Source organism: Synechococcus sp. R70.1, assembly GCF_047461675.1.
Classification (GTDB): Bacteria; Cyanobacteriota; Cyanobacteriia; order Thermostichales; family Thermostichaceae; genus Thermostichus.
This window is the reverse complement of the sequence record NZ_JANSHR010000068.1, coordinates 112,852-129,498: the sequence shown is the minus strand read 5'-3', so window position 1 is coordinate 129,498 and position 16,647 is coordinate 112,852. Positions and strand designations below refer to the sequence as shown.

Annotated in this window: 15 protein-coding genes; 9 read left to right on the top strand and 6 right to left on the bottom strand. The window is 59.7% G+C overall.

Going from position 1 to position 16,647, the window contains the following annotated elements:
• Positions 1 to 16: 16 nt before the first annotated feature.
• From psb30 to glpX, 3 genes are all read right to left on the bottom strand, one after another.
• Entirely contained in the window at positions 17 to 124 is a 108-nt protein-coding gene (psb30, locus tag NW807_RS08785; RefSeq protein WP_099812430.1) for a photosystem II reaction center protein Ycf12/Psb30, read from the bottom strand.
• An 83-nt stretch (positions 125 to 207) separates the two neighbouring features.
• Positions 208 to 1,503: a glutamyl-tRNA reductase gene (locus NW807_RS08780; protein WP_414425864.1), complete on the bottom strand. Its 1,296-nt coding sequence runs from the start codon at positions 1,501 to 1,503 to the stop codon at positions 208 to 210.
• Positions 1,504 to 1,814: 311 nt separating this feature from the next.
• A complete protein-coding gene (glpX, locus tag NW807_RS08775) occupies positions 1,815 to 2,858 on the bottom strand; it encodes a class II fructose-bisphosphatase (protein WP_414393558.1) in 1,044 nt (347 codons plus the stop codon).
• A 254-nt stretch (positions 2,859 to 3,112) separates the two neighbouring features.
• On the opposite strand from glpX, the gene NW807_RS08770 reads away from it, so the two are divergent.
• Together NW807_RS08770 and NW807_RS08765 are read left to right on the top strand one after the other, a co-directional pair.
• Positions 3,113 to 3,388, top strand: coding sequence for a DUF1830 domain-containing protein (locus tag NW807_RS08770; RefSeq protein WP_414425863.1), 276 nt, complete (start codon positions 3,113 to 3,115; stop codon positions 3,386 to 3,388).
• 117 nt (positions 3,389 to 3,505) lie between these two features.
• Positions 3,506 to 4,114 carry a peroxiredoxin gene (locus NW807_RS08765; RefSeq protein WP_414425862.1) on the top strand — a complete coding sequence of 203 codons (609 nt, stop codon included), beginning with the start codon at positions 3,506 to 3,508 and terminating at the stop codon, positions 4,112 to 4,114.
• Positions 4,115 to 4,242: 128 nt separating this feature from the next.
• Here NW807_RS08765 and NW807_RS08760 read toward each other — a convergent pair whose 3' ends face one another.
• Together NW807_RS08760 and NW807_RS08755 are read right to left on the bottom strand one after the other, a co-directional pair.
• Positions 4,243 to 4,677, bottom strand: a complete 435-nt coding sequence (locus NW807_RS08760; RefSeq protein WP_414425861.1) for a photosystem I reaction center subunit II PsaD — start codon at positions 4,675 to 4,677, stop codon at positions 4,243 to 4,245.
• 157 nt (positions 4,678 to 4,834) lie between these two features.
• The gene (locus tag NW807_RS08755) at positions 4,835 to 5,809 is read right to left on the bottom strand and encodes an acetyl-CoA carboxylase carboxyltransferase subunit alpha (protein WP_414393565.1); all 975 of its coding nucleotides are present in this window, start codon (positions 5,807 to 5,809) and stop codon (positions 4,835 to 4,837) included.
• 229 nt (positions 5,810 to 6,038) lie between these two features.
• On the opposite strand from NW807_RS08755, the gene NW807_RS08750 reads away from it, so the two are divergent.
• Genes NW807_RS08750 through NW807_RS08740 form a run of 3 tightly spaced genes read left to right on the top strand, consistent with a single transcriptional unit; the run spans position 6,039 to position 9,993 of the window.
• Positions 6,039 to 8,486 carry a DUF3656 domain-containing U32 family peptidase gene (locus NW807_RS08750; RefSeq protein WP_414425860.1) on the top strand — a complete coding sequence of 816 codons (2,448 nt, stop codon included), beginning with the start codon at positions 6,039 to 6,041 and terminating at the stop codon, positions 8,484 to 8,486.
• 9 nt (positions 8,487 to 8,495) lie between these two features.
• The gene (locus NW807_RS08745; RefSeq protein ID WP_414425859.1) at positions 8,496 to 9,206 is read left to right on the top strand and encodes a polysaccharide deacetylase family protein; all 711 of its coding nucleotides are present in this window, start codon (positions 8,496 to 8,498) and stop codon (positions 9,204 to 9,206) included.
• A 34-nt stretch (positions 9,207 to 9,240) separates the two neighbouring features.
• On the top strand, positions 9,241 to 9,993 hold the full coding sequence (locus tag NW807_RS08740) for a PspA/IM30 family protein (RefSeq protein WP_414425858.1): 753 nt from the start codon (positions 9,241 to 9,243) through the stop codon (positions 9,991 to 9,993).
• A 25-nt stretch (positions 9,994 to 10,018) separates the two neighbouring features.
• On the opposite strand, the gene secA is transcribed toward NW807_RS08740, so the two are convergent.
• The gene (gene secA / locus NW807_RS08735) at positions 10,019 to 12,874 is read right to left on the bottom strand and encodes a preprotein translocase subunit SecA (protein ID WP_414425857.1); all 2,856 of its coding nucleotides are present in this window, start codon (positions 12,872 to 12,874) and stop codon (positions 10,019 to 10,021) included.
• A gap of 193 nt (positions 12,875 to 13,067) precedes the next feature.
• Here secA and NW807_RS08730 point away from each other — a divergent pair, with 193 nt between their 5' ends.
• The 4 genes from NW807_RS08730 to NW807_RS08715 form a co-directional block, all read left to right on the top strand.
• Positions 13,068 to 13,406: a TatA/E family twin arginine-targeting protein translocase gene (locus NW807_RS08730; RefSeq protein ID WP_414425856.1), complete on the top strand. Its 339-nt coding sequence runs from the start codon at positions 13,068 to 13,070 to the stop codon at positions 13,404 to 13,406.
• A gap of 297 nt (positions 13,407 to 13,703) precedes the next feature.
• Positions 13,704 to 14,552: a formyltetrahydrofolate deformylase gene (gene purU / locus NW807_RS08725; RefSeq protein ID WP_414409553.1), complete on the top strand. Its 849-nt coding sequence runs from the start codon at positions 13,704 to 13,706 to the stop codon at positions 14,550 to 14,552.
• 94 nt (positions 14,553 to 14,646) lie between these two features.
• Positions 14,647 to 16,107, top strand: coding sequence for a signal recognition particle-docking protein FtsY (ftsY, locus tag NW807_RS08720; RefSeq protein WP_414425855.1), 1,461 nt, complete (start codon positions 14,647 to 14,649; stop codon positions 16,105 to 16,107).
• 136 nt (positions 16,108 to 16,243) lie between these two features.
• A partial coding sequence (locus NW807_RS08715; protein ID WP_414425854.1) for a DUF2254 family protein occupies positions 16,244 to 16,647 on the top strand: 404 nt, incomplete at its 3' end.

Genomic DNA, 16,647 nt, shown 5'->3' with positions numbered 1-16,647 from the left:
CCGGGCAACCCTTGCCTCACATATCAGCCCCGCGCAGGTAAAGCACCAAAATGACCGCCGGCCCTGCCAAGACAATCAAGGCAAGCAGCGCCAACTGCACGAACACTTCGTATTGCCCGAACATAGCCCCAAATCCCGTAGCCTACTTGTGTATCCTAAGGTCCGCTGTTGCCTGAAGATGAGGGGACTGTTGCAATTCTTTAAAACCTAGCGCTCCTGCTGGGCCTGAAAGGGCATGGGATCGAGGTTAAAGAGTTCCTGCAGAATTTGCATCGCCTTCCGTCGGGCCTCGATGTCCCGTTTGGCCCGCAGTTGCACCATAGGGTCATGCAGGATCTTGTTGACGATGCCACGGGTGAGGGCGTCGATGACCTCCAGGTGCTTCTCGGCAAAGTCCTTGCCCAGCCGGGAGAGAGCTTTCTCCATCTCCTGCTCGCGGATAGACTCCACCTTGTGGCGCAGGCTGGAAATGGTGGGCACTGTTTCCAGAGAACGCCACCACTCCATGAACTGCTCCACCTCTTCTTCGATCAAGGCCTCGGCCGCCAGGGCCAGCTTTTGCCGTTGGGCGCGGTTTTCTTCCACGACGCGGGAGAGGTGATCTACGTTGAACAGCCGCACCCCTCTGAGCTTTTCTACCTCGGGCTCGATGTTGCGGGGCACGGAGATATCCACCAACAGCAGCGGCTGATCCGGCTGCAGCACTTCCACTAGTTGGGCGTAGGTAAGGATGGGCTGGGTGGCGCTGGTGCTGGTGAAGACCAGATTGGACTCCGCCACGCTGTTGAGCAACGACTCCCAAGGCAGGACTTGGATTGGTTGCTCAAATTGCTGGGCTAGCGCTTCTGCCCGCTCTAAGGAGCGGTTGACTAGGGTAATATCCACCGCTCCCTTGGCCAGAAGATGCTGCAGCAAGAGGCGGGCCATTCTCCCTGCTCCCACGACGGTAACCTTGCCCTGGGAAAGCGATCCCTGCTCTTGCAGGGCCAGCTCCACGGCTGCCGAGCTAATGGACATGGCGCCGGTGCCGATCCCCGTCTCCGCGCGGACGCGCTTGCCGACAGTGATGGCCGCCTTGAAGAGGCGGTTGAGGATGCGATCCGTGCCGTTGCATGCCTGGCCCAGTTGTTGAGCCTTTTTCACTTGCGCCAAGATCTGCCCTTCTCCCAGCACCAAGCTCTCCAGCCCGGCCGCCACCCGCATCAAGTGGGTTACCGCATCTTGGTAGAGCAGGGTAAACAGGTGGGGACGCAGTTGGGGCAGGGGGATCCCCTTTGCCTCCGCCAAAAACTGCATCGTCTGCCGCACCCCGCTTTCGGTTTCTGGCGTAACGATGTAGACCTCCAGCCGGTTACAGGTGCTGAGGATTGCTGCTTCCTCAATGTGGGGGTAGGCACGGAGCTGCCGGATCCTCTCTCCCACCTCCGCCTCCCCAATGCTGAGGCGCTCCCGGATCTCCACAGGAGCTGTGCGATGGCTAAGACCGACAACCGCGATAAACATGCCTCTCCGTCGTCTATAGACCACTGATTGTTAAATCTCTAAACAAAGGCAAACCTTGCCCGAAACAAGAATAGGCCAGAGCCTAAGCAAAGCGTCTTACCTGTCTTGGCTGCAGCAAGCTTAGGTAACTTTTCTCAGACTACCTAAACCCTAAGACCAGTATCGGATCGGTTTTGCCAGATTTTGCTGAAGAGTTATTACGTTTTTTCGGGGTCGGCCTTGATAGATTTTTTAACGTTCTCCCAAGCAGAAGGGCGACCTTCCCCAGGGAAAGCCGCCCTCGTCACTGGGAAGAGCTAGGAGGGGATCCGTCAGCGCAGTTGCAGGGCGGGGGGCTGCTGGCCCTCCTTCAGGTGGATGGTGTCCACAAAGCGCACGGTGCGGGATTGGCTAGAAATCACCAGCGTTTCCGTACGCGCTCCACCCCCGAAGAAGCGCACTCCCCGTACCAGATCCCCATCGGTGATACCGGTGGCCGCAAAGAGCAGCTCTTTGCCGCTGGCTAGCTCCTCACACTCCCATACCTTATCGGGATCCTCAATGCCCTTTTCTTTTAGTTCTCGCCGAGTCTCTTCTACCGGTGGCAGGTAGGTGCCCGCCTGCACCACTTCGGGATCGTAGATGAGCCGCCCTTGGAAGTGAGCGCCCAGACAGCGCAGCGCCGCTGCCGAGATCACTCCCTCGGGAGCCGCTCCAATCCCCATCAGGGCATGGATACCTGTGCCGCTGAACGCCACTGCCAGAGCTGCCGAGAGGTCGCCGTCGGTAATTAGCTTCACCCGCGCCCCTGCCTCGCGGATTTGGCGGATGAGATCGGTGTGGCGCTTGCGATCCATGACCACTACCGTTAGGTCCGCCACTTCCCGACCCAGGCTTTCGGCGATGATCTTGAGGTTCTTTTCTGGCGGATAGTCCAGGTGGACTTTGCCCTTGGCCTGGGGCGGGGCCGCTAGTTTTTGCATGTAGATGTCCGGGGCGTTGAGAAGGCCGCCTTTCTCGGAGATGGCCAGCACCGCCATGGATCCGTTCTGGCCTTTGGCTACCAGGTTGGTGCCCTCGCAGGGATCCACAGCAATATCGATCTCCACCAGCTCTTCCACGCGACAGAACTGCTCGGCGTCGGGACGGGTGCAGATCCCCACTTCCTCCCCGATGTAGAGCATGGGGGCCTCGTCGCGGGTTCCCTCCCCAATGACGATTCGACCGCGCATGGGGATCTGGTTGAGTTTCTCCCGCATGGCTTCTACGGCTGCTTGGTCAGCGGCCTTGTTGTCCCCCTTGCCCATCCAGCGGGCGGCAGCAATGGCAGCCTGTTCCACCACTTCGATGATCTCGAGCCCCAACTTGTTGTCCACGGTATGCCCCCCTCTCGGAACGATGAAGGCCAACTTCAGTAAGGATCTCTTCAAACTCTCTCCCAGTTTACCAGGGCAGGCTTCTTCTCGAGATCTTTATCCCCACCTTGAATAACCTGAGAGAACAAATCGCCAAAAGTCAAGCGCAAAGGGCGATCCCCGTCCCAGCCGCTGGCTATTGTCGGCTGGGGATCAAGGATGATAGCCTGTCCTAAAGGGCAATAAGTTTTTCTTAAGGAAATTAAAAAACAGCAATGAAAAGATACGTTTATGTCAACCGCTCTGGCCGGGTTCAGGTAGTCCGGACGATCCCTGGCCACTGGGAGCGCACCCTCTTCCCGGGCCAGTATGCCACTTTCGAGGCAGAACCCGACGACTACCTAGAAGTCTATAGCTGCTGCTGCGCCACTACCATCTTGGAAGAGCGCCGCCCCTGCCGCTGGTTGCTGGATTCTTCCCTTCCTGAAGTAGAAGCCCATCCTTGGCTGCCCCCCCCTTTGGATACCTTGGCAGATGCTGTAAATGGGTGAGGGACAAGAGGTTGTCGGGTCGGTTTAGCTTGCCTAACCCGCAAGACAAACTCATTATGAGTATGGTATGTTGATTTTAGTTTACATTTGCACCTTACCGGAAGGAGGGTCGACCTCATGTCTCAGCAAGGATGTCTGCGGGTGGGGCAGCTAGCTCCCGATTTTTCGGCCACGGCCGTTTACGACATGGAATTCAAGACGGTGAGGCTCTCTGACTACAGGGGCAAGAAGTATGTGGTGCTGCTCTTTTACCCCCTGGACTTTACCTTTGTCTGCCCGACCGAGATCACGGCTTTCAGCGATCGCTACGACGAGTTTGCCAAGTTGGACACGGAGATCCTCGGCATCTCGGTGGATAGCGAGTACTCTCACCTGGCCTGGATGCAAACCGACCGCAAAGCTGGCGGGGTGGGCGAGCTGAGGTATCCGCTGGTCTCCGACCTGAAGAAAGAGATCAGCGCCGCCTACAATGTCCTGGATCCGGCAACAGGGGTGGCGCTGCGCGGCCTGTTTATCATCGACAAGGAAGGGATCCTTCAGCACGCCACCATCAACAACCTGGCCTTTGGCCGCAGCGTGGATGAGACCCTGCGCACCCTGCAGGCTATCCAGTATGTCCAATCCCACCCCGATGAAGTTTGCCCAGCCAACTGGCAGCCCGGCCAGAGAACCCTAAAGCCCGACCCGGTCAAATCCAAGGAGTTCTTCGCGGCAATTGCCAAGTAGACCAGGAATGCCAGACCTTGCGGCTCCGGCTCCAAGTGAGCTGGAGCTTTTTTAAAGAGGTGCAGACAGACAAAAGGGATCCCCTGAGGCTGGCAGGGGATCGGACAAGACCAAGGCTGCCAACCAAATTAGTCCCAGGGCTTGCCGTTGGTGAACTTGTAGGTAACGGGCTCGCGGTTTTTGCCGATGCTGCGATCTACCTTGCCGACGGGCTGGCGACCCTCGTTAACTTTTTCAGGGAAGACGCCATCTTTGGGATGCACCAGCTCCGGCTGTCCCCCTGCCGGAATGCGGAAGATCTGGTAGTCGTTGATCTTGTATTCAGATCTCAGCTGGGCCCCAAGAGCCAGGCACTGCTCCTTGCGGGCGAAGGTGAGGTAGTTCTTACCCTCCACCATCTCAGCAGCCCCGCCCGTGGGCATCTCAAACACCTGCCCTGGCTTGCCAGTCCAGGTGATGACGTATTTCTCTTCGGTCTCGGCTGCGCTCAACAGCCCTCCGGTAGATCCCCCGAAGAGGGGGAGCTTAGCGCCCTGCCGGGGATCGCCTTCCATCACAGCCATAGCCTCCCTTCTCGTTGTAGTTAGCGTTGTTTGGGCCGCGCTTGGGATAGCGCGCAGCACTTTGAATCTACCACTGACTTGATCTTTGACCTCAGAGCCGGCCAGGAACTGTAATTTTTCGTAGCAGAGCTAGCTTCGCTGAAGATAATTAGCTCTCCTAGGCCAGCTCCAGAAAAGCTCCCATGCGGCGAAACTTTTGGTAACGCTCTTCCCGCAACTCCCGCCCGCTCAGCCTGGAAAGTTCCTTGAGGTGTCTTAGGAGAGCCTCTTTGAGAGTTTGGGCAGCTTCCAAAGGGGCGCGGTGGGCACCCCCCACTGGCTCTGGCAGGATCTCGTCAATGACCTCCAGTTGCAGCAGATCTTGGGCAGTAATGCGCAGGGCTGCTGCCGCCTGGGGTGCTTTTTTGGCATCTTTCCAAAGGATGGCTGCACAGCCCTCTGGTGAGATTACCGAATAGACGGCGTGTTCAAACATTAGAATGCGATTGCCCACCCCAATGGCCAAGGCCCCCCCGGATCCCCCTTCGCCAATCACCGTACAGATAATGGGGATCTCCAGCTGAAACAGCGTCCGCAAGTTGGTGGCAATGGCCTCCCCCTGGCCCTCAGCCTCGGCCTTAACTCCTGGGTAGGCCCCTGGCGTGTCGATAAAGGTCAAAAGGGGCAGACCAAAGCGGTGGGCATGCTCCATGAGCCGCAGGGCTTTGCGGTAGCCAGCAGGGTTGGGCATGCCGAAGTTGCGGTGGATGTTGTCTTTGGTGTCGCGGCCCTTTTGGTGGCCGAGGATCATCACCGGCTGATCCTCCAGCTTGGCTAGGCCGCCGACAATGGCCGGATCGTCCTGGCCGTGGCGATCCCCGTGCAGCTCAAACCAATCGTCGCAGATGGTCTGCACATAGTCCAAGGTGGTAGGGCGACGGGGATGGCGGGCCACCTGCAGCCGCTCGACAGGTGTGAGCTGCCTGAAAATCTCGCGGCGCAGCTCTTCGGCTTTGGCCTCCAGTTGGCGAATCTGCTCAGAAGCATCAATGTCGTTTTCTTCAGCCAAGGCCCGAATCTCCTGGATGCGCTGCTCAAGAGCGGCAACAGGCTGCTCAAACTCCAGCAGCAAGCGGTCGCTAGACTTGCTCATACCGTGTTGGCTAAACCTCGGGAGTCTGCTCAGAGATGGGGAGGTCAGGCTTTGATCTTCTCACATGCAGATCGGGTAGGCCAGAGGGAGTTGCCCTGGGGGATCCTTCTCTAGGGTTATTTTGAATGGGAAAGGATCCCTTGGGTTGGCGGGTTCTCTTCCCATGAAGGCTGTTGTCAGAGATGGGGGATCAACAGGCTGCCTTGGAGAGCAGTCTTTGCCAGCTCGGATGCCTCTCCTGCTAGCGCCGGCGGGGGACTGGGAGTGTGCCAAGGCAGCGGTGGAAAACGGAGCCGACGCCATCTACTTCGGACTGGAACGGTTCAATGCTCGCCTGCGCGCCCGCAACTTTACGGAGGCGGACCTACCAGAACTAATGGCCTGGCTGCACCAGCGCGGCGTGAGGGGCTACGTCACTTTAAATACCTTGGTCTTTCCTGAAGAGCTGGAGGAGGCGGAACGGTACATCCGCGCGATGACGGCAGCAGGGGTAGACGCGGTCATCGTGCAGGATGTCGGCATTGCGCGCCTGGTTCGACATCTTTCTCCCGACCTGCCCATCCACGCCTCAACGCAGATGACTATTACCAGCGGCGTGGGAGCGGAGTTTGCTGCCGAGCTGGGCTGTGAGGTGGTGGTGCTGGCGCGGGAGTGTTCCCTCCAGGAAATAGCCAAGATCCGCGCCCATCTGGAAGAGAGGGGATCCCCCATTGCTCTGGAGGTGTTTGTCCATGGGGCCCTGTGCGTGGCCTACTCCGGGCAATGCCTAACCAGCGAGGCGCTGGGGAGACGCTCGGCCAACCGCGGGGAGTGCGCCCAGGCCTGTCGCCTGCCCTACGAGCTGGTGGTGGACGGGGTTCGCCGCGATCTGGGAGAGAAGCGGTATCTACTTAGCCCCCAAGATTTAGCTGGCTTGGAGGTGTTGCCGGAGCTAGTCAAGCTAGGGATCCACTGCTTGAAAATTGAGGGCCGCCTAAAATCCCCAGAATATGTAGCCAGCGTAACGCGCATCTATCGGCGGGCCTTGGACGCCTTGGGGGCAGGGGAAGCGTGGCAGCCCTCAGCCCAGGAATGGTATGAGCTGGAGATGAGCTTTTCCCGCGGCCTGTACACCGGCTGGCTGCGAGGCATCAACAACCAAAAGCTGGTGCATGCCCGTTTTGGCAAAAAGCGCGGCGTTTACCTAGGGCAGGTGGTGAGGATCGAGGGGGATCAGGTGGGAGTGCGCCTGGAAGCTCCCCTCAAGGCGGGGGATGGCGTGGTGTTTGACCAGGGGGAGCCAGAGCTGCCGGAGCAGGGGGGACGAGTTTACCGCGTGCACCAGAAGCAGGGGTTGGCCTGGCTGAGCTTTGCCCAGGGGGCAATTGACCTCAAACGCCTGCGGGTAGGGGATCGCCTCTGGAAGACCAGCGACCCAGAGCTGGAAAAGCGCCTGCGCCAGAGCTATGCCGGGGATCAGCCGCGCTTCCGCCGCCCCGTCCACCTGGAAGTCCATGGCCAGGCCGGACTGCCCCTGACCCTCATCCTGCGCGATGAAGAGGGCCACGTGGTGCAGGTGGATTCCCCCATGCCTTTGCAGCCTGCTCGCCAGCAGCCCCTCACCGACGAGAAGCTGCGACAGCAACTAGGCCGCCTGGGAGGTACGCCCTTCCGGCTGGGATCCCTGCACAATGCCCTGGAGGGGGAGGTGATGCTGCCGGTCAGCGTCCTCAACCAGATGCGGCGCCAGGCAGTGGAGCAGTTGCAAGCGCTGCGAGCCCGGCCCCGCCGCTGGCAGCTCAATCCTGACGCCCACTGGCAAGACCTGCTGCCTCCCCTAGAGCCAGCCGAGCCGGGATTGCCCCAGCTGGTGGTGTTGGTGCGGGAGCCAGCCCAGTTGTCGGCGGCAATTGCCTGTGGCATCCGCCAGATCTACCTGGAGTTTGAGGATCCCCGCCGCTACCGGGAAGTTATCCGCGCTACCAAAGCTTCTCACCCCGAGGTGGAGCTGTGGGCGGCCCCGCCCCGCATCACTAAGCCGGGGGAAACTTGGATTCTAAAACAGGTGCTGGCGGCAGGAGCCGATGGCTATCTGGTGCGAAACTACGACCACCTACGCTTTTTCGCCAACCAGCGCTGCATCGGCGATTTTTCCCTGAACGTGGCCAATCCCCTCACCGCCCACTATTTCAAAAGCCGCTACCGCCTGGAGCGCCTGACGGCCTCCTATGACCTCAACCATGAGCAACTGGGATCCCTGCTGCAGGCTGGCCCTGCCCATTGGTACGAGGTTACTATCCACCAGCACATGCCCATGTTCCACATGGAGCACTGCGTCTTCTGCGCCTTTTTGTCCAGTGGCACGGATTACACCAACTGTGGCCGCCCCTGCGAAAAGCACGAAGTAAGGCTGAGGGACAGGGCCAATGTGGAGCACATTTTGAAAGCCGATGCTGGCTGCCGCAACACCCTCTACAATGGCAAAGCCCAAACTGGGGCAGAATATGTGTCGCAGCTCCTGGCGCTGGGGTTGCGATATCTGCGCATTGAGTTCTTGCAGGAGTCTGCCGAGCAGGTTCAGCAAACCCTACGCTGCTATCAACAGCTCCTCCAGGGCCAGATGAGTGGCTCTCAACTGTGGCGGGAGCTAAAGCTGTACAGCCAGTTGGGGGTAACAAGGGGCTCTCTGGAAAGTTGAGGTCAATCTATGCCCTTTTGGCCGCCGCAGATCCTCCCCTCTGCCCTCTACCCCCTTCTGCAGCAGGGCCTCAAGACCCTTTTTCCTGAGGCTCTCTGGGACTTACCGCCAGATCCTCAGAAGCGACAGGTGGCCCTTACCTTTGACGATGGCCCTCACCCTGAATACACGCCGACCCTGTTGCAAGTTTTACAGGAGTTTCAGGTACCAGCCACCTTCTTTGTGTTGGGGGAACGGGTGCAGCGCTGGCCCCACCTGGCCCGGAAAATCCGCCAACAGAGCCACGGCATTGGCCTGCACGGCTGGCAGCACCGCTCGTTTACCCAGCTTAGCCGAGGCGAACTGCTACAGAGCTTGCGACGCAGCCAGGATACCCTCGTGGCTGCCTGTGGCGGCACCCCAGAAGAGTATCGGGCTGTGCGCCCCCCCAACGGTCTCTTCTGGCCCCGGACGCTAACCGACTTGCGCTCCTGGGGGTATTTACCGGTGATGTGGAGTGTGGTGCCGGAGGATTGGCTCTGCCCGCCGGTGGCCGTGGTGGTGGAGCGGGTGCTCAACCAAGTGCGGCCCGGCTCCCTGATTGTGCTCCACGACGGCATCCAGGGGGGATCTCAGGTAGCCGAGGTAGTCCGCCGTTTGATCCCGGCCTTGGGGGAGCAAGGGTTTGACTTTGTCCGCCTGCCCCTTTCTGGCAAGCTTCCCAGTTGCAGAGGAAATTGAATACAGTGAAAGGCAGCGATAGGGAGGGCAAGCCATGGGCGTGCGCAAGATCATCTACGGCATTTTCGGGCAGCGAGCCGGCAGCCTCATCGTGGGCACGTGGAATTGGCTTTGGGGGCTGCCGGTGGAAAAAGGCGGGGCAGAGGCAGTGGCGGTGGCTGAAGAATCGGTGCGAACCATGCAGGAGACCGTGCAGCGTCTCACCGAAGCCGTCGCCACCCAGGTAGCTGCCTACCAGCGGGCCGAGCAAAAGTACATGCAAAAGGTGCGGGAGTACCAGGCGCTGGAGAACAAGGCTCGCCTGGCCATGCAACGGGGGGATCAAGAAGCCGCTCGCCTAGCTATGGCCGAAGCCCTGCGCATTGAGGCCGCTCTTGGCCCGCTCAAGGAACAAGTGGAAACTGCTGAGCGCTATGTCAAGGCTGCCAAGGAAAAGCTGGCCCGGGAAAAAGAGCGTCTGGCCCTCTACAAGCGCGAGCTGAGCAACCTCAAAGACATCTACGAGGTGAACAAAGCCCTTGAACAGATGACCCGCGTTAACAACGCCTATAGCATTGACTCGGCCAAGTCCCAATTTGAGGCGGCCAAGAACGCCATCCAGGCTCGCCAGCTCAAGGTCCACGCCCTCAGCGAGCTCTCGGAGGATCGCAGCGAGCAACTTGCCGCCCAGCTTGACGAAATGGCTCTTGAGGACGAGATCTCCCGCCGCCTAGCTATGCTCAGTGGCCAGGGGGGCAGCCCCGCCGAGCTGCCCTTGCCGGATCTGGACTTCGAGAAGCGCTCTTGATCACGTGTCCTAGCGAGGCTTTGCTTTATTCGTGGGTAAAGTCGGCTTCTGGCACCTGGCTTGTCTCGGAACCAGCAGCCACCGCTTGCAGGGGCACTGCCTGCGGCACTTGTACGATCTGGGGTGTAAAGACAAAGAGGTTGTACACGGTGTTGCGGCGGATGTTGTCCAGCATCTCTAGGAACAGCTCGTAGCCCTCGTTCTTGTATTCGATGAGGGGATCCCGCTGGCCATAGCCGCGCAGGCCCACCGCTTCCCGCAGCGCCTCCATCTGTTGCAAGTGCTCCCGCCAGAGGGTATCCACCTGCTGCAACAGGAAAAAGCGCTCAGCCTTCCGCATCAGGCCAGGCTCAAAGGTATCCAAGAAGGCCTCTTTGGCCTCGTAGGCCATCTCCGCCTGTTTGATCAGGTAGTCGAGGATTTCCTGATAGGAGAGATCCCGTAAGTCCTCAACCTTGAGGTTGTCTTTGAGCAGGGGAACGAACTCCTGCATCTTGGCCGTCAGCTTGTCGATTTCCCACTCCTCCGGCGGCAGCTCCGGGTTGACGTGGGCTTGCACGATCTCCTCAACGGTCTTGCGCACGTAGTCCAGGATCTTGGGTTTGAGGTTCTCCCCTTCCAGAATGCGCCGCCGCTCCGAGTAGATAGCCCGCCGCTGGTTGTTGAGAACCTCGTCGTATTCAAACACCTGCTTACGCAGGTCAAAGTAGTACACCTCCACCTTGCGCTGGGCATTTTCCAGGCTCTTCGACAGGAGCGGGTGCTCGATGGGCATGTCTTCGTCTACCCGGAACATGTCCATCAGCTTGGCCACCCGTTCGCCACCGAAGATCTTGAGTAGGTTGTCTTCCAGGCTGAGGAAAAACCGCGAGGAGCCAGGGTCTCCTTGCCGGCCGGCGCGGCCGCGCAGCTGGTTGTCGATGCGGCGGGACTCGTGGCGCTCCGTGCCAATGACATGCAAGCCCCCCAGCCGCACCACCTCCTCGTGCTCGGCCTCTGTGACCTTTTCGTACTCGGCCTTGATGCTGTTGTAGACCTCTCGCAGTTGCAAGATCAGGGGATCCTGCACCGGCGCCTTCTCCGAGGCCACTGCGATGAGATCTTCCACTACCAGCTCCGGCAGGCGGTTTAACCCATACTTGGCCACTGCGGCTGCCACCACCTCGTCCAAAGCCTGGCTGGTGCGAGCTGAGAGCTCACAGGGGTAAAAGTTGGGGGAGACCACCGTCCAGGACTTTTTCGGCTTGGGCGAGGCTGGGCCAAACCCTTGACCGCCGCCGCGGCTTGTCGTGGAGGCCGATCCCAGGGGGTTGTCGGGATCCAGCTGCACCAGCTTGGGCATCAGCCGTTCCCGCAGCTTGAGGCGGGCCATGTATTCCGCGTTGCCACCCAAGATGATGTCCGTGCCCCGCCCAGCCATGTTGGTAGCAATGGTTACGGCACCTTTGCGACCCGCCTGAGCAATGATTTCCGCCTCCCGCTCCACGTTCTCCGGCTTGGCGTTGAGGAGGTTGTGGGGGATCCCTCTTTCCTTGAGCATGGCCGAGAGGCGTTCGGATTTTTCCACGCTGGTGGTTCCCACCAAAACGGGCCGCCCCTTGGCGTGCATGTAGGCAATCTCCTCGACCACCGCCTTCCACTTGGCGTTTTCAGTCTTGTACACCAGGTCAGGGGCATCTATGCGGCGAATGGGGCGGTTGGTGGGGATAACAGTCACTTCGAGGTTGTAGATTTTAACAAACTCTGCTTCCTCAGTGCGAGCCGTGCCCGTCATGCCGGCAAGCTTGGGATAGAGGCGGAAGAGGTTTTGGTAAGTAACGGTGGCTAGGGTTTGGCTCTCGCTTTGAATGGGCACCCCCTCTTTGGCTTCAATGGCCTGGTGCAGGCCATCCGACCAGCGGCGACCAGGGAGCACCCGCCCGGTGAACTCGTCCACGATCACCACCTCTTGGTTGCGGACGATGTAGTGGACATCCCGGATGAAGAGCTCCTTGGCCTTCACGGCGTTAAAGACAAAGTGCGCCCAGGGATCTTTGGGATCAAATAGATCTGAGACCCCCAGCAACCGCTCGGCGGCTTCAAAACCTTCGTCGGTGAGGATGATGTTGCGGGCTTTTTCATCCACCTCGTAGTGCTCGTCGCGGATCAGCTCCCGGGCCACCTGGGCTGCTTTGAGGTACTTCTCGGAGGGACGGGACACCTGGCCAGAGATGATCAAGGGGGTGCGGGCCTCGTCGATGAGGATGGAGTCCACCTCGTCAATAATGCAGTAGTTAAAGGGCCGCTGCATCACTTCTCTGATGTCAGTGGCCAGGTTGTCCCGCAGGTAGTCAAAGCCCAGTTCGCTGTTGGTGCAGTAAGTAATGTCGCAGTGGTAGCTGCGCCGCTTCTCGTCGGTGGACATGCCCTCTTGCACCAAGCCAACCGTCAGGCCCAGGAAGCGGTGCACCTGGCCCATCCACTCCGAGTCTCGCCGGGCCAAATAGCCGTTGACAGTAACGATGTGAACCCCCTTCCCAGTCAGGCCGTTTAAGTAGGCCGGTAGGGTGGCCACCAGGGTCTTCCCCTCCCCCGTTTTCATCTCGGCAATCTGGCCCTCGTGCAGCACCATGCCACCAATGAGCTGCACGTCGTAGTGGCGCATGTTGAGAACCCGCTTGGCCGCCTCTCGCACCACTGCAAAAGCCTCGGGCAGGAGTTCGTCGAGGGACTCTCCTCTGTCTAGGCGTTGGCGAAACTCGGTGGTCTTGGCCCTGAGCTCCGCATCGGAAAGGGAGGCAATCTCGATCTCCAGCGAGTTGATCAGCTTGACAACAGGCAGGTACTTGCGGATCTTGCGCTCGTTGGGATCCCCGAGAAGCTTCTGTAGGGCTTGGAGCATGGGAAGCCTAGGCCAATAGAACGGGTATACGCAATTTTATCATTCCCCTCCCCTGGGCTTGGGCGGCCGGAAAGGGGCTGACCTGGTAGCCCAGCCAAGACGGCAGCGGCAGTTTGCTGCAGCAGAGGCAAAAGCGCTTGCGGACAAAGGCAAGAAGATGTCAGGCTAGGGAAGCAAAGCGATCCCAGGGCTTATGAATTTCTTGGGCGTCGGACTGCCGGAAATGCTGGTTATCTTTGCAGTGGCTCTCCTAGTGTTTGGGCCACGCAAGCTACCAGAGATTGGTCGTGCCCTAGCCAAAACCTTGCGCAGCTTGCAGGATGCTGCCAGGGAGTTTGAGGCTCAGTTAAACCAGGAAGCCCAGGAGCTAGAAAGAGCCGCCCGCGCCTCTAGTCCCCAGACAGCCCCTGCAGCTCCGCTCAAAACCGACCCAGTTGCCACAGCCGATATGCCCACAAAGCCGGCTGTGGAGGCAGAGCCCAGGGCCGCCGCCTCCCCCTCCGAGGGATCTTCAAGCGTGGATGCTGCCTAGCCCATGCCCCGCTTCGACCCGCTCTGTCTCGGCATAAGGACAATCCTAACTATGCCCTGGCGAATGCAAAAGCCTGGCTGCAGCAGCACGGCCAAAACCCCTCGAGTTATTCTCAGGAGCTGTCCCTCGCCGACTCCTCAGCGGTGATGTAATTCCCATCAACTTCAGGCGTTGGGACAGCCAGCCGGGGGGTTCTGGGTTGTTGCAAGAGCTCAAGACTGAAACCCCCTGGCCAGGGGCGCTTGCCCCCAGGCCAATCCAAGTCCTAGGGTAAAGGGGCGAGCTCTTTGCACTTCTATGCCCACGGCTACCCTATTGGTGTCCTGTCCCGATCAAAAAGGCCTGGTAGCCAAGCTCTCCAACTTCATCTACAGCTACGACGGCAACATTCTTCACGCTGACCACCACACGGATCTCGAGGCAGGGTTGTTCCTAAGCCGCATCGAGTGGGATTTAGAGGGCTTTCGCCTGGAACGGTGGGAGATCGTCCCTGCCTTCTCCGGCATTGCCCGCGGGATCCAGGCCAACTGGGAGCTGCATTTTTCCGATACGCGCCGGCGCATTGCGGTGTGGGTTAGCAAGCAACCCCACTGTCTGTTGGATCTCATCTGGCGGCAGAGGGCTGGGGAGCTGCCGGCGGAGATCCCTCTGATCATCAGCAACCACCCCGACTTGGAGCCGCTGGCCCGCTCTTTTGGCATCGACTACTACCACATCCCCGTTTCTCCAGAAAACAGAGCCGAGGCAGAGGCCCGACAACTGGCCTTGCTGCAAGAATATCGGATTGACTTGGTGGTGCTGGCCAAATACATGCAGGTCTTGAGCGGGTGGCTGCTTCGCCAGGCGCCCCCGGTGATCAACATTCACCACTCTACGCTGCCTGCTTTTGCCGGTGCTAACCCCTACCAGCGTGCCCACCAGCGGGGCGTCAAGATCATCGGCGCCACCGCCCACTACGCCACCGAGGAGCTGGATGAAGGGCCGATCATCGAGCAGGACGTAGTGCGGGTGAGTCACCGCGACACGGTAGCTGACCTCATCCGCAAAGGCCGCGACGTGGAGCGCCTAGTCCTGGCCCGGGCCGTGCGCTATCACCTAGAAAATCGCGTCCTGGTGTACTGCAACAAAACGGTGGTGTTTGCCTAGGGAAACTGTCCCTTCCCCTTTGGGTGCAAAGGCCGAGCTCTGGAAAAGAAGCTGCTTTGCCAAACTGGAAAAAAGTCAGGCTAGAGGTGGGATTATGGCCTTTGATTGGTTTCGCCGTCGCTACACCGACTCCAAGGGTGAAGCAGAGTCCTCTCCCCAAAAGGCCGAGTCGGCAACTCCCCCAGCGGCAGAGCCGGCTGCCATGTCGCCAGAGGACTATTTGGCCTTTGCTAAAGCCGCCTATGCCAACCTAAAAGCGCGGGCTGCCGCCAAAGCTACTCAAGCAGAGGTTGTCTCCCCAGCCGCCCCAGAACCCCCTGCAAGCGAGGGATCCCAGCCCTCTGCTCCAGCAGCTACAGCACCTGAAGCCGCCTCTCCCTCATCGTCTCCTGAGCAGCTGGCTGCTGTCCCCTCCTTTTTTGATCTGGCTCCTCGCGCTGCCGAGCGCCTGCAGGCCCTAAAGGCAAGCGCCGTGGAGGAAGCAGAGCCGATCCCTGCCAGCGTTGTTGCTCCTGCTGCCCCACCTCCAGAGTCGGCAGAGTCGGCGGCGGAAGAGCTGGTTTTCGACGAGGGCTTCCGCTGGTCAGCCGAGATCCTGGCGGCCCAAGGACGCAAGCCCGAAGAGATCTCCGTAGAAGAAATTTCCTGGCTGCAGAAGCTGCGGCGAAGTCTGGGCAAAACCCGCCTCAACCTGATCAACCAATTAAAGGCTCTAATGGGCCGGGGGCCTCTTGATCGGGAGGCGGTCGAAACCATTGAGACGATGCTGCTGCAGGCGGATGTGGGCGTTGAGGCCACCGAGCAGATCCTCCAGGCCCTGCAAAAACGCATGCGGGAGGAGGTGGTGCCCCCAGAGGAGGCGGTGAAGTACCTCAAGCAGCAGATGCGGCAGATGCTGACGGTAGGGGATCCCACCTTTGCGCCGCAGCGGGGCACGCTCAACATCTGGCTGATCGTGGGCGTGAATGGGGTGGGCAAGACCACCACCATCGGCAAAATTGCCCATGTGGCCCGCCAGTCCGGCTACCAGTGTCTAATTGCTGCTGCCGACACCTTCCGCGCTGCCGCCATAGAGCAGCTCAAGATCTGGGCAGAGCGGGCGGGGGTGGAGGTCATCGCCAACCCTTCCCCTAACGCTGACCCGGCCGCCGTGGTGTTTGATGCCATCACCGCCGCCAAGGCCAGAGGCACCGAGTTGCTCTTGGTAGATACAGCAGGCCGCCTGCAGAACAAGAAGAACCTGATGGAGGAGCTGGCCAAGATCCGCCGCATCATCGACAAGAAAGCTCCCGAAGCCAAGGTGGAAAGCCTCTTGGTTTTGGATGCTACCCAAGGGCAAAACGGCCTGCGCCAGGCCCAGGTGTTTGCCGAGGTGGCCAAGCTAACCGGCGTCATCCTCACCAAGCTGGACAGCACCGCCAAAGGAGGGATCGCCCTAGCTATTACCCAGCAGATGAACCTGCCTATCCGCTTTATTGGAGCTGGCGAGGGGTTGGAGGATCTAAGGCCTTTTTCCAGCTACGAGTTTGTGGAGGCTCTTCTTAGCGAATATTGAAGGTGCTGGGGGGAAAGAAGATGGGTTTAGCCGCAAACGCTGCCAAGCCTCGCTCTCAAGTTTGGCTTTGGAGTGCTGTGGGGGTGGTGGCAGGTCTAGCCTGGGCAGGGGGGCGCACCGCTGGATCCAAGCCGGCTTGGCGTTGGCTCTTGCCCAACCCGTTCAGCAGCCAGGAGCGCTGCAGGAGTTTGTGGTCACCTTGGCCGAGGTGCTGTCGGGGATGCTGGGCTTTACCCTCTCAGTGGTGGCCATTGTGGTGCAGTTGAGTGCTGATCGCTTCACCCCCAAAGTTACCGAGTTGTTTCTGCGGGAGAAGACCAATTTCTACCTCTTCTCGTTTTTGATTTTGGCGAATGTGGTCAGCTTGTGGAGCTCGGTGGCCCTGGGTTTCTACGAGGATCCCCAGCTCCTGATTGGGCTAAACCTACTGCTGGGTACTGCCTCGTTTTTGGTGCTCATCCCCTACTTCAGCTTTGTGTTTCACTTCCTACAGCCGACTTCGATTATTCGCCGCATTGAGCAGCAGGTGCAGCAGGCGAT